The sequence below is a fragment of the Tahibacter aquaticus genome (assembly GCF_004363655.1).
Taxonomy (GTDB): Bacteria; Pseudomonadota; Gammaproteobacteria; order Xanthomonadales; family Rhodanobacteraceae; genus Tahibacter; species Tahibacter aquaticus.
Map to the genome: position 1 here is coordinate 63,622 of NZ_SNZH01000018.1, position 12,348 is coordinate 75,969.

Here is a 12,348-nt window from a genome sequence, read left to right on the forward strand (position 1 = left end):
AGGGGGAACCAATGGAAGCGCATCTCACCCGACATATCGCCAGCGACGAACCACGGGTGATGGTGGTAGACGGCTCCAAGGTCGTGCGCCGGCTCATCGAGCAGGTGCTCAAGGCCGACCTGCCCGGCGTTACCGTGCTGGCCTGCGAATCCGGCGCCGAAGCCAAGCAGCAGCTCGAAGCCGGCGTCGTCGATTTCGTCACCACCGCGCTGCGCCTGCCCGACATGGACGGCCTGGAGCTGGCCCAGCACATCCGCGAACACGCGCCGCAGGCGTATATCCCCATCGTCGTGGTGTCCGGCGACGTGCAGGAACGGCTGATCGCACGCACCCTGTCGGACGCGGTCACCGATTATTTCGACAAGTCGCTGGGCTTCACTGCCCTGGCCGCCTTTATCCGCGGCTATGTGCGGCCCGAGTCGAACGTCACCGGCGAAGTGCTGTACGTCGAGGACAGCCGCGTGGTCGCCCTGGCGACGCGGCGCATGATGGAAAAGCACGGGCTTACCGTATTGCACGTGGTCAGCGTGGAAGACGCGCTGGCCCTGCTGGAAACCGCCAAGGCCCAGGGCAAGGTGCCCGGCGCCGACATCGTCCTGACCGACGTCAACCTCAAGGGCGAGCTGACCGGCGGCGACCTGCTCGAACGCATCCGCAACGAATACGGCTACGGCAAGGGACAATTGCCGGTGCTGGTGATGACCGGCGACGACAATCCGAAGAACCAGGCCGTGCTGATCCGCCAGGGCGCCAACGACCTGGTGGAAAAACCGATCGAGGAACGCCTGCTGATCACCAAGCTGCTGTTCCAGCTGCGCGTAGGCCAGCATTCGCGCGCGCTGCTGCTGGCGGAAACCGCATGACCGAAGCGCGGGTGAAACTGGAACCGTCCTGGAAGGAAAAGGTCGGCAGCTATCTCGACCGCCCCGACATGCTGGCGCTGTCGGAATTCCTGCGTACGGAACTGCGCAACGGCAAGGTGATTTTCCCGCCGCCGAAAACCATCTTCGCCGCGCTGGATGCGACGCCGTTCGATGCCGTCAAAGTGGTCATTCTCGGCCAGGATCCGTACCACGGGCCCGGCCAGGCGCATGGCCTGTGCTTCTCGGTACAGCTCGGCGTGCCGATTCCACCTTCGCTGCGCAACATGTATGTGGAACTGCAGCGCGACATCGGCTTTGTGCCGCCGCGCCACGGCTGTCTGACGCACTGGGCCGAGCAGGGCGTGCTGCTGCTCAATGCCGTGCTGACGGTCGAGCAGGCCATGGCCAACTCGCACCAGGGCAAGGGCTGGGAAGGCTTCACCGATGCAGTGGTCGATGCGCTCAACCGCGACCGCGAAGGGCTGGTGTTCATGCTGTGGGGCTCGTACGCCCAGACCAAGGGCAAGCTGATCGACACGCGCCGGCATCTGGTGCTGAAGGCGCCGCACCCGTCGCCGCTGTCGGCGCACCGCGGCTTTATCGGCTGCGGCCATTTCTCCGCTGCGAACGACTACCTGGTCAGGCACGGCAAGACACCGGTGGACTGGACGCTGTAACGCGCTGCGATTAGTTTCTGTCGTTCGGGCCATTGCCCAGACAGGGAAACGCATGCGTCGATTCGAATTCGCCGAAGGCAACTCGAACAAGTTCTGGGAAATCGAACAGGACGGTTCGGATCTGAATATCCGCTGGGGCCGCATTGGCACCCAGGGCCAAAGCCAGACCAAGAGCTTCGCCGACGCGGCCAAGGCGGCCGCGGCACTGGACAAGCTGGTCACGGAAAAGACCGGCAAAGGCTATGCGGAGACCGCCGGCGGCGCGTCAGCGGCGCCGGCCAAGCCTTTGGAAAAAGTCGCAAAAGAGAAAAAAATAGAAGTTTCCGAAGCGCCTGCCGCTGCAACTTCCGCCGTGGCGGCCGTAGCGGAGACCGCGATAGTTGCTGCAGTTTCCGCCCCGGCTGCCGGCATCGAACTGGATGGATTGCCGCCGCTGCCCGCCGCACCCGCCGGCACGCCGCCCTGGCTGGCCCAGGGCGAGCCGCTGGATTTCGACGCAGCCTGGAAAGGGCTGACCAGCCCCAGCAACTACAACGCGATCGTGCAGGCGCTGCCGTCGCGGCGCTTCCCCGCCGCGCCCGTAACAGCCGATGCGCGGCTGGGCTGGTTGCAGGCGCGCGAGCAGATGCTCAAGAACACCGAGATCGATCCGGCCGCCGGCGACGCGTCGCTATTGCCCTTGCTGGAGCAGACCTGGGACCGGCTGCAGCAGCGCGGCCTGCACGGTTCGGACGAATCCGACGCGCTGCTGCTGGCGCTGGCCATGAAACTGGCGAGCGACGGCCAGGGCGGCGCGGACGGCAGCATCGCCGAATACCTGATCGCCAGCCGCGGGCTGGTGCAGGCAGTGCACTTGCTGTTGCAGGCGCAGCGCCTGGATATTGCGCTCGACTCGACCTGGCAGGGCAGCAGTCGCGGCCACTCGCGCAAGATCGGTCTGACGCGGCAGGTTTCCGCGCCATTCTCCGGCGCCTGGCACGGCCCGCTGACCAGCGAAGAGCGCGTATTCCGGCGCCATTTCTCCTTTGCCGACGCGGCGGCCTGGCAGGAGTGCGTGGCGCAGATACAGGCGGAAATCGCCGGCTTGCATCCGGCTCGCCAGGTGGTCATGGCCATGCTGCTGCCCGATGCGCCGGAAGTCGCCAATGAAACTGCGCTGCGCCTGGCGGGTCCGGCTGCGCCGGATGCATTGTTCTGGCTGCAGTTGACTGCAACTTCGCACGAGGCGCTGGCCGCCATCCGCACGCGCAATGCAGAGTCGAGTTACTTTTTCCACAACCCTGCAATGTTGGCGACGCTGCTGCAGGAGCGCCGCCTGAATGTTCTGCCGTTGCTGCTCGACGTGGCGACCATGCAGCACCCCGGCGATCTGCTGCGCCATTTCGGCCTGCCCGAGGCGATCACTGCACTGGCCAAGGTAGCGAACAGCAGCAAGACCAGCCTGCAGCGCCTGAACCAGGCGGCGCAGCGCTGGCCGCTGGCGGCGATCCCCGCGCTGGCGCAGCTGGTTGGCGCGAACACGCGCGAAGCGTTGTTGGCCGCGCCGCTGCTGAGCCAACTGGTGCAAAAGCACGACGCGGCCTTGCCCATGCTGCGGCCCTGGCTGACGCCGGCGGCGCAAGGCGTGATCGAGCGCCTGCTGGCCCAGCTGCAGGCGCCGGGCGAAGTCGCCGGCCTGGACGAAGTGCCGCGCGTACTGGCCGATCCGCCCTGGCTGAAGCCGCGCAAGACCCTGGCCAATGTGCCCGGCCTGGCGCCCTTGCCCGAACCGGCGCAGGAACACTGGGACGAGGCCGCGCGGGCCACTGCCGCGCAGCTGGGCGAATGGCAGCGCAACCGCTACAGCGGCAGCAAGGGGATGAAGGAAATCGTCGACGACCTGGGTTTCGACGCCGACTGGACCACGCAGGACAAGGAAGGCAACCAGCGTCTGCGCGAACGGGCCATTGCTGCGATCAAGGCGAACGATGCGGCGGCGCTGATCGCGGCCTGGCGCGGGCTCAAGGCTACGCGCAAGTACTTCTACGTCAGCGTCAACGGCGCTGCCTTGAGCCAGTTATCCGATGAGGTGGCCGTGGCCGTGTGGAACGACCTCGCCGGCGAAGGCTATGCCGATTACCAGGTCGAACTGATGGCGGCGCGCTACGGCTTGCGTGCCTGGCCCGGCGTCTTCAAGGCGATACGGCGTAGTCCGGGTGCGTATATCGATCTGGCCCTGCGTTACGCCGATGCGGATATGGCGGGGCTGGCCGCGCGCGCGTATGCCAAGCTGAAGACCTTGCGCCGCTTCGGCCGCGACTGGCTGCTGCGCTATCCCGCAATAGCCGCCGCGGCGCTGATCGCGCCGGCGCTGGGCAAGCCGGGTGAGGCGCGCGACTGTGCCGGTTCCGCGCTGCGTTTCCTCGCGGCCAACGGACACGAGTCGATGATCCTCGCTGCCGCGGCGCGCTATGCCCGCGCCGACGTGGATGACGGCGTGCGGCATATGCTGGCGGAAGATCCGCTGGACCGTTTCCCGAGCAAGCGCAGCGAGCTGCCGGCGTTCTGGACGCCGCGGGCCTGGCACCGGCCGCTGCTGGCCGGCAGTGGCAAGGCTTTGCCGGATTCGGTGCTGAATCATCTAGGTTGCATGCTGGCGTTTCCGAGCAACGAAGAGCTGTATGCCGGTGTGGGCGAGCTGCGTGAAGCCTGTACGCGCGAATCGCTGGCCGATTTCGCCTGGGATCTGTTCAACGCCTGGCTCGCCGCGGGCACACCGTCCAAGGAAGCCTGGGCCATGCAGGCACTGGGCTGGTTCGGCGGCGACGATACGGCACGCAAGCTGACGCCGCTGATTCGCGTCTGGCCGGGCGAGGGCGCCCACGCCCGCGCCGTCGCCGGTCTCGATGTGCTGACCGCGATCGGCAGCGACGTGGCGCTGATGCTGCTCAACGGCATTGCGCAGAAGGTCAAGTTCAAGGGCCTGCAAGACAAGGCGCGGGAAAAGATCGACGCCATCGCCGAGGCGCGCGGCCTCAGCACCGAAGAACTGGAAGACCGCCTCGCTCCCGACCTGGACCTGGACGAAGCGGGCACCTTGCTGCTGGATTTCGGCGAGCGCCAGTTCCGCGTCGGTTTCGACGAGGCGCTGAAACCCTATGTGCGCGATAGCGACGGCGCACGCCTGGCCGATCTGCCCAAGCCGAAGAAAACCGACGATGCCGCGCTGGCCGCGGCTGCCGTGGAGCGCTTCAAACTACTGAAGAAAGACGCACGCACCATCGCCAGCCAGCAGGTGATACGCCTGGAAGTTGCCATGTGTACACGGCGCCGCTGGAGCGGCGAGGTGTTCCGCCAGTTCCTCGCCACGCATCCGCTGCTGCGGCATCTGGTGCAGCGCCTGGTCTGGGGCGTGTATGCGATGGCCTCGGCCGAGGACACGCAGGGCGGGCGCCTGCTCAGTTGCTTCCGCGTAACGGAAGACGGCAGCTATGGCGACGCCGACGATGCCGCCGTGGAACTGGCGCAGGACGAAATGCTGCGCATCGGCCTGCCGCATGCGCTGGAGCTGCCGGCCGACATCGCTGCGGCATTCGGCCAGCTGTTTGCCGACTACGAGCTGATGCAGCCGTTCGCCCAGCTGGGCCGCGACAGTTATGCGCTGAGCGACGAGGAACGCACGCAGACCGTGCTGACGCGCTGGAAGGACAAGGTGGTGCCGACCGGCCGCGTGCTCGGCCTGGTGAACAAGGGCTGGCGTCGCGGCCAGGCCCAGGACGGCGGCGGCATCTGGTATTTCATCAAGCCGCTGCAGGGCGAGGTGGTGATCGAGCTGACCCTGGACCCCGGCATCATTGTCGGCCTGGTCGACGAATACCCGGAGCAGAAGCTGGTCGATATCCAGGTCGGCAAGACCTCGGCCTGGGGCGATATGCAGAATCCGCAGCCGCTGTCGTCGCTGGATGCCATCGCGGCCAGCGAGCTGATTCGCGATATGCAGGCCTTGGTCGGCAGTTGAGCCGGCGAGATCGCTTGTTGGTTCGCGGATCGCGCAGGAGTGGTGTTCGTGTCTGCCCGATTGAATCGTAAAAAATGGAAGATATTTCTATGGCCACTAAAGATCCGTCGGCATTGCAACGGCCGCCGGCCGAAATCCTCTATGCCGACCAGCTGCAGCGCCTGGCCAAGGCCGACCGCGATCCGCGGCCGCCGGGCTGGGCGCTGAGCCTGAAGGCCGCGCGCGCGTTCATTCTCGGCGACGAGGCATTGGGCGTGACGCGCAAGGTGGTGGCACCCGCGGCGGCGATCGAACGCATGCTGGTGACGCTGGCCACGGGGCGCGGCCTGATGCTGGTGGGCGAGCCGGGGACGGCCAAGTCGCTGCTGTCGGAGCTGCTGGCGACGGCGGTATCGGGCCTGTCCACGCTGACCATCCAGGGCGGTGCCTCGATCACCGAAGACCAGATCAAGTATTCCTGGAACTATGCCCTGCTGATCAACGAAGGCCCCAGCCTGCGCGCACTGGTGCCGGCTCCGCTGTACCAGGGCATGCGCGACGGCCGCCTGGTGCGTTTCGAGGAAATCACGCGTGCGCCGCTGGAAGTGCAGGATTGCCTGCTCGGCATGCTGTCGGACCGGGTCATGGCAGTGCCGGAACTGAGCGGCGAGCAGGCCATGCTGTATGCGCGCGAAGGCTTCAACATTGTCGCCACGGCGAATACGCGCGACCGCGGCGTCAACGAGATGTCGGCCGCGCTGAAACGCCGTTTCGATTTCGAGACCGTGTTTCCCATCCTCGACTACGAGCGCGAACTGGCCCTGGTGCAGCAGGCCAGCACCGAGCTGATGGCGCGCAGCGGTATTCCCAAGACCGTGCCGGCCGACGTGCTGGAACTGCTGGTGACCACGTTCCGCGATCTGCGCGCATCACCCGACGGTGCGCGGCGCGACGGCGGCATGGACCAGCTCAATGCGGTGATGTCCACGGCCGAAGCGGTCAATGTGGCGCACGCAGTCGGCGTGCGCGCCTGGTTTCTGGAGCAGCGCGACGGCAGTCCGGCCGATCTGGTCGATTGCATCGCCGGCACCGTGGCCAAGGACGATGCGGACGATCGCGCCAAGCTGCGCCGTTATTTCGAGCAGAAAGTGGCGAAAAAGGCCGGCAAGCACTGGCGTGCGTATTTCGAGGCACGGCATCGCCTGCCATGAGTGCGGCAGCACCTTGCATCATCGGTGTGCGGCATCACAGCCCGGTCTGCGCACAGCTGGTCGCGCTGCGCATCCGCGCGCTGCGGCCGCGCTATGTGCTGATCGAAGGCCCGGCCGATTTCAATGCACGCCTGGACGAACTGTCGCTGGGGCATACATTGCCGCTGGCGATCTACAGTTATCTTTCCGGCGCCGGCGTGCAGCGCGGTTCCTGGTCGCCATTCGCCGAGCATTCGCCGGAATGGCAGGCACTGGTGATCGCGCGCGAAGTCGGCGCGCAGTTGCGCTTCATCGATCTGCCCGCCTGGCACGATGCGATGTCCGATCTGCCCAACCGCTATGCCGACGCACCCGAGGCCGCTCATGAGGCGCGCGCCGAAGCCTACGAGCAGGCCTTGGCGGATACGCTGGCGATAGAAGGGCGCGACGCGCTGTGGGATCACCTGTTCGAACAGGAACACGATCTGGAAGCCCGCGCGCTGCAATTGCAGACCTATTTCGAGCACCTGCGCGGCGACGACCCGGGCAGCAGCGGCAATCGTGCGCGCGAAGCGCATATGGCACAGTGGATTGCCTGGGCGATGGCGCGCAACGACGGCGCCGTGCTGGTGGTCTGCGGCGGTTATCACGCGCCAGCGCTGGCGCGGCTGTGGCCTGCGGCCGCCGCGGCGGCGAGCGCGCACGAGCCCGTAGTGCCGCAGCCACCGGCCAGCGACGCAAGCGATGGCAGCCTGCGCCACGGTTCTTTCCTGGTGCCCTACAGCTACAAGCGGCTGGACGCGTTCCAGGGCTATGCCTCGGGCATGTCGTCGCCGATGTACTACCAGTGGCTGTGGCAGCACGGCGTGGCTGCAGCGGGGCTGCAGCTGGTGCGCGAGATTGCCCAGCGTCTGCGCCAGCGCAAGCTGCCCGTATCGACGGCTGACCTGATTGCCGTGCATACGCAGGCACGGGCTTTGGCGCATTTGCGCGGGCATGCGCAGCCGCTGCGCGTGGACTGGCTCGACGCGGTGGCCGCGTCGCTGGTCAAGGAAGCGCAGCAGGTGCCCTTGCCGTGGGCGTATCGCGGCGCCATCCGTGCCGGCACCGTGCCGCTGCTGGTCGAAGCCATGGACGTGCTGGCCGGCGATGTGCGCGGCCGCCTGGCGGCGGGCACGCCGCAGCCGCCGCTGCTCGCGTCAGTGGCGCAGGCACTGGCCGACGTCGGCCTGGAACTGGACGGCGAGCGGCGCGTGGATCTGCTGCAGCAGGGCGGGCGGGCGCAGAGTCGTGTTTTGCACAGATTGCTTTTGCTGCAGATTCCCGGCGTGGCGCGCAGTCAGGGGCCTGCGCTGGCCTTGTCCGGCGAGCGCCAGGAATGCTGGCAGCTGAGCCGGCCGCTGGAACAGCAGGCTGCCTTGATCGAGGCCGGCGCCTACGGCGCAACCCTGGCGGATGCGGCGCGGGCGATACTGGAAGAGCGGCTGCGTGCCGCGGGCAATGATGTGACGGCGCTGGCCGCAGGCCTGAATGCCGCCGCCTTCGCTGGCCTGGGCGATGTCAGCGAGCGGCTGCTGCATGATCTGCAGGCTGCCGTGGCGGCAGCGCCGCAACTGGAGCCGCTGGGGCGCGCCCTGGCTGTGCTGCATCCGCTGTTTCGTCACGGCGATCTGCTTGGCATGGCGGGCACCGCGTTGTTGCGCAGCACTATCGAGGCTGCGTTCGACCGCGCCCTGTGGCTGCTGGAGCCACCGGTGGCGATTGCTGCCGCCGACGCGTTCGCGCACCTGAATGCCATGACCGCGCTGCGTGACGTAGTGCGTGCCTATTGGGCCGACGAGGCCGATGGCGCAACGCGGCTGACGCTGGAACCGCAGCGCGCCCTGGCGGTGTTTCTGCGCAAGGCGCAAAGCCTCGCGTCGGCGGCGCTGAGCCGTGGCGCAGCGCTGGGCGCATTGGTCAGCCTGCCGCAGGCGGCCGATCGGTTGGATATGCAGGCATTCGATCTGGCCGTGCCCCTGGCCTTGCTGCGCAGCCTGCCGCCCGAGGCGCTGGGCGATGCGCTGGCCGGTTTGCTGGCGCTGGCGCGGGAGCAGCTGGCCCAGGAAACGGATTTCATTGCCGGCCTGGATGCGCTGGTAACGGTCTTCGACGACGACGATTTCCTGCGCGCGCTGCCGGCATTGCGCGGTGCGTTCGCCTGGCTGCCGCCGCGCGAGCGCGGCCGGCTGGCGACGGCGGTGCTGCGTCTGCATCAGGCCGGACATCTGGCGCAGAGCGTGCTGACGGCGCCGCTGCCGGCACGGCTCGACGCCGAGCAGATTGCTGCGGCAGCAAAGCGCGAGCGTCAGGTCTGGCGGCTGCTGGAGCAATGGGGCGTGGCTGCGGGAGACGCGCCATGACCTTGAAAATTTCCGCCGCGCTTCAGCGCTGGCGTCTGTTGCTGGGCGAGCCGGCAGAATCGGCACTGGGCGCACTGCACGGCGAGGCGCAGGCTGCCGACGCGGCACTGGAATGGCTGTATGGCCGCGATCCGGAGCGCGCCAGGCGCGGTGAGCGCAGCGGCGGCCTGGAACCGTCGCAGCTGAGTACGCCGGACTGGATCAACAACGTGCACCGCCTGTTTCCGCAGGAAGTCATCGAGCGGCTGGAGCGCGATGCGGTAGAGCGCTACGGCATCACCGAAGTAGTGACCAATCTGGAGGTGCTGCAGCGCATAGAGCCGTCTTCGGCGCTGCTGCGCGCGGTGTTGCAGACCAAGCACCTGATGAATCCGGCGGTACTGGCCGCAGCGCGGCGCATCGTCGCCGAGGTCGTGCGGCGAATCATGGAAAAAATCGCCCACGACGTGCGCCAGGCGTTTTCCGGCACGCGCGACCGGCGCCGGCGTTCGTCGCTGAAGATCGCGCGCAATTTCGATTTCGCCCGCACCTTGCGCGGCAATCTGGCGCGCTGGGATCCGCAGCGGCGTCGCCTGTTTATCGATGATCCGGTATTTGTCAGCCGCTCGCGCCGGCATGTAGAGCGCTGGGACATCGTATTGCTGATCGACCAGAGCGGCTCCATGGTCGATTCGGTCATCCATTCGGCGGTGATGGCGGCCTGCCTGTGGCAGTTGCCCGGCATGACCACGCACCTGGTCGCGTTCGACACCATGGTGGTCGATCTGACCCGCGATGTGGCCGATCCGGTGGAATTGTTGATGAAGGTACAACTGGGCGGTGGCACCGACATCGCCAAGGCGGTCGGCTACGCGCAGGGGCTGATTGGCAATCCCGGCCGCAGCATTGTCGTGCTGGTCAGCGATTTCTACGAAGGCGGCGATGCAGGCGAACTGGTGCGGCGCGTACAGGCGCTGGTACAAGGCGGCACCAAGGTGCTGGGCCTCGCCGCCTTGGATGCACAGGCCAAGCCGAACTACGACCGCGAAACCGCGGCGCGACTGGTCAAGGTTGGCGCACAGGTCGGTGCGATGACGCCGGGCGAGCTGGCGAGCTGGCTGGCGGAGAAACTGCACGCATGAACCTGCGCCAGGATCTGATCGAACTGAGCATCGAGGCGCTGACTGCGCTGGCCAATGCGGGCTTCGTCAAGCGTGCGCAGAAGGATCTGGCCGAAGGCCGTCTGCCGCAGATCGAGTACGCCGACGACGGCTGCGTGCGCGCGCGCTACGAAGACGGCCATTGCGCCAGTCTGGCGGCGGCCAAGTCGCTGCGCGAGGCGTTGTGCACGTGTCCTGCGACGGGGCTTTGTCGTCACCGGGTGACCCTGGTGCTGGCGTACCAGCAGTGGGTGCGTGCGCAACAGCCTGCGCTTGACGACAGTGCGGGACCGGTGGCGGAAAGCGGGGCCGAAACCGCCTGGAGTCCCGGCGAGTTCGACGATGCGGCGCTGGCCGCCGCGTTGGCGCCCAGCGTGCTGGAACAGGCGACGCGCCTGGCAGCGGCCAGGCCGGTCATCCGCCTGCAGGCGTGGCATCCGCAGGCGACCGCGCCGATTGCGCATTTGCCATTGTGCAATGTGCGTTTTTTTTCCCGGCGCAATCTTTCCCACGCGCGCTGCGATTGCCGCCTCGGTGGCAGCTGCGAGCACGTAGCGCTGGCGGTATGGGCATTCCGCCAGGCCGGTGGCCTGGCCGACGCGACCTTAGCGCTGACGCCACGGCATGCGGCAGCGGTCCGCAGCACTGCGTTCGGGCCGGCAGAGCAGGACATCGAGTCGGCGGTAGCGCGCCTGCTGCGCCGGCTTTGGCTGGACGGCAGCAGCCAGGATCTGGCACCGCTGGACGCCGAGTTTGCGGGCCTGCGCGAGCGTCTGAGCGCGCTGGGCTGGCGTTGGCTGCTGGAATGCCTGGACGAGCTGTACAACCTGCTGCTGGACCAGGCGGGTCGTTCCAGCCGCTTCGATCCACAGCGCCTGGTGGCGGTCATGGCCGAATTGCAGGCGCGATTGTCCGCCGCACGCTCGGCTGCGCAGCAAGCGGCACCCCTGATTCCGGCCAGCCAGATCCTTGGCCTCGGGGTGCGTGGCGAAGTAGCGCTGGAACATCTCAAACTGGTTTCGCTGGGCCTGCAGTGCTGGAGCGACGAGCATCAGGACGGTGCGCGCGTATTGTTCGCCGACCCCGATACCTTGGCGGTCACCGTGCTGGAGCGCAGTTGGGTGCGGGGCGATGGCGATACGCCGACGCCGATCCTGAATCGCCGCGTGGCCGGCCAAAGCCTGCGCCAGTTGGCTTGCGCCCAGGTGGTCACGCGCGGCGCCAAGCGGCGCGCGAACGGCCTGATCGACATTGCGGCGCTGGCGCGACAGACCCAGGTGCTGCCGCTGTCGGCGCAGTCCTGGGAAGGCTTGGCGGCGCCGTTGCGTCAGCCTGGTGGTGCTGCGCTGGCCAGCCATCTCGGGCAGGCCTCGCCGGATTTCGTGCGTCCGCGCCAGGCGGTTGTCCAGGTACATGTGCTGCCGGTAGCGGCGGTGGAACACTGGGGCTGGGATGCGGCGACGCAGACCTTGTACGCGCGTCTGCTTTGTTGCGAGGACGCAGAGAAAGCCCAGCCTGGCGACTCGGTACAACTGGCCATGCCGCATGTGCCCGCGGCGGTGTCGGCGGTCGATGCACTGGCCCTGGTCTTGAGCGATGTGGCCGATCCGCCCCAGCGCATTGCCGGGCTGGCGAGCCTGCGCGAAGGTCGGGTCTGGCTGACGCCATTGGCGGTGCTCACGCGTGAGCGCGCCGTAGTGCTGCAGGCCGGTGCCGCCGCTGTGCAGCGGCTCGACCTGCAGCCGCTGCAGCTGGTTAGCGCGGGATTGGCGGCTCTGCTCGACCGGATTTTCGAAGAGATTGTCGTATGGGCGCGCCAGGGCCTGCGCCATCAGCCGGCGACAGCGCTGCAGCGCGCGCAGGGGCTGGCGAACGAACTGGCGAGCCACGGCCTGGAACGCTCGGCGGAGCTGATGCAGCAGATATTGGCCGAGTGGCGCGGCGCTACTTCCGCAGCGTTGTCATACCAACTGACGACACTGGTGCTGCTATTGCAAGGATTGCTACATGGTGCTGTCGAGGAGGGGGCGGCACCACCAGTGGCATCGCTTATACCCGTAGAAGACGCAGGAAACATTTGAATATTCAACAACTTGAATGT

At 67.2% G+C, this 12,348-nt stretch carries 7 protein-coding genes; all 7 read left to right on the top strand.

Annotated elements, in window-relative coordinates; all coding sequences use genetic code 11:
• Positions 1-11: 11 nt before the first annotated feature.
• The 7 genes from DFR29_RS23795 (at position 12) to DFR29_RS23825 (ending at position 12,328) form a co-directional block, all read left to right on the top strand.
• On the top strand, positions 12-863 hold the full coding sequence (locus DFR29_RS23795) for a response regulator (protein ID WP_133821140.1): 852 nt from the start codon (positions 12-14) through the stop codon (positions 861-863).
• Positions 860-1,540 (top strand): uracil-DNA glycosylase, encoded by a 681-nt coding sequence (gene ung / locus DFR29_RS23800; RefSeq protein ID WP_133821141.1) that lies wholly within the window; start codon positions 860-862, stop codon positions 1,538-1,540. Before DFR29_RS23795 ends, ung begins: the two co-directional genes overlap by 4 nt.
• A gap of 52 nt (positions 1,541-1,592) precedes the next feature.
• Positions 1,593-5,537 carry a DUF4132 domain-containing protein gene (locus tag DFR29_RS23805; protein WP_133821142.1) on the top strand — a complete coding sequence of 1,315 codons (3,945 nt, stop codon included), beginning with the start codon at positions 1,593-1,595 and terminating at the stop codon, positions 5,535-5,537.
• Positions 5,538-5,626: 89 nt separating this feature from the next.
• Positions 5,627-6,727 (top strand): ATP-binding protein, encoded by a 1,101-nt coding sequence (locus DFR29_RS23810; RefSeq protein WP_133821143.1) that lies wholly within the window; start codon positions 5,627-5,629, stop codon positions 6,725-6,727.
• On the top strand, positions 6,724-9,108 hold the full coding sequence (locus DFR29_RS23815) for a DUF5682 family protein (RefSeq protein WP_133821144.1): 2,385 nt from the start codon (positions 6,724-6,726) through the stop codon (positions 9,106-9,108). The genes DFR29_RS23810 and DFR29_RS23815 overlap by 4 nt, the downstream gene beginning before the upstream one ends.
• On the top strand, positions 9,105-10,229 hold the full coding sequence (locus tag DFR29_RS23820) for a VWA domain-containing protein (protein WP_133821145.1): 1,125 nt from the start codon (positions 9,105-9,107) through the stop codon (positions 10,227-10,229). Before DFR29_RS23815 ends, DFR29_RS23820 begins: the two co-directional genes overlap by 4 nt.
• Positions 10,226-12,328 carry a hypothetical protein gene (locus tag DFR29_RS23825; RefSeq protein ID WP_208113700.1) on the top strand — a complete coding sequence of 701 codons (2,103 nt, stop codon included), beginning with the start codon at positions 10,226-10,228 and terminating at the stop codon, positions 12,326-12,328. The genes DFR29_RS23820 and DFR29_RS23825 overlap by 4 nt, the downstream gene beginning before the upstream one ends.
• Positions 12,329-12,348 lie beyond the last annotated feature (20 nt).

Excerpts from the sequence above, each read along its gene's own strand:
- DFR29_RS23810 (WP_133821143.1), top strand. The coding sequence starts at position 5,627 with ATGGCCACTAAAGATCCGTCGGCATTGCAACGGCCGCCGGCCGAAATC.
- DFR29_RS23825 (WP_208113700.1), top strand. The coding sequence starts at position 10,226 with ATGAACCTGCGCCAGGATCTGATCGAACTGAGCATCGAGGCGCTGACT.
- DFR29_RS23815 (WP_133821144.1), top strand. The coding sequence starts at position 6,724 with ATGAGTGCGGCAGCACCTTGCATCATCGGTGTGCGGCATCACAGCCCG.
- ung (WP_133821141.1), top strand. The coding sequence starts at position 860 with ATGACCGAAGCGCGGGTGAAACTGGAACCGTCCTGGAAGGAAAAGGTC.
- DFR29_RS23805 (WP_133821142.1), top strand. The coding sequence starts at position 1,593 with ATGCGTCGATTCGAATTCGCCGAAGGCAACTCGAACAAGTTCTGGGAA.
- DFR29_RS23820 (WP_133821145.1), top strand. The coding sequence starts at position 9,105 with ATGACCTTGAAAATTTCCGCCGCGCTTCAGCGCTGGCGTCTGTTGCTG.
- DFR29_RS23795 (WP_133821140.1), top strand. The coding sequence starts at position 12 with ATGGAAGCGCATCTCACCCGACATATCGCCAGCGACGAACCACGGGTG.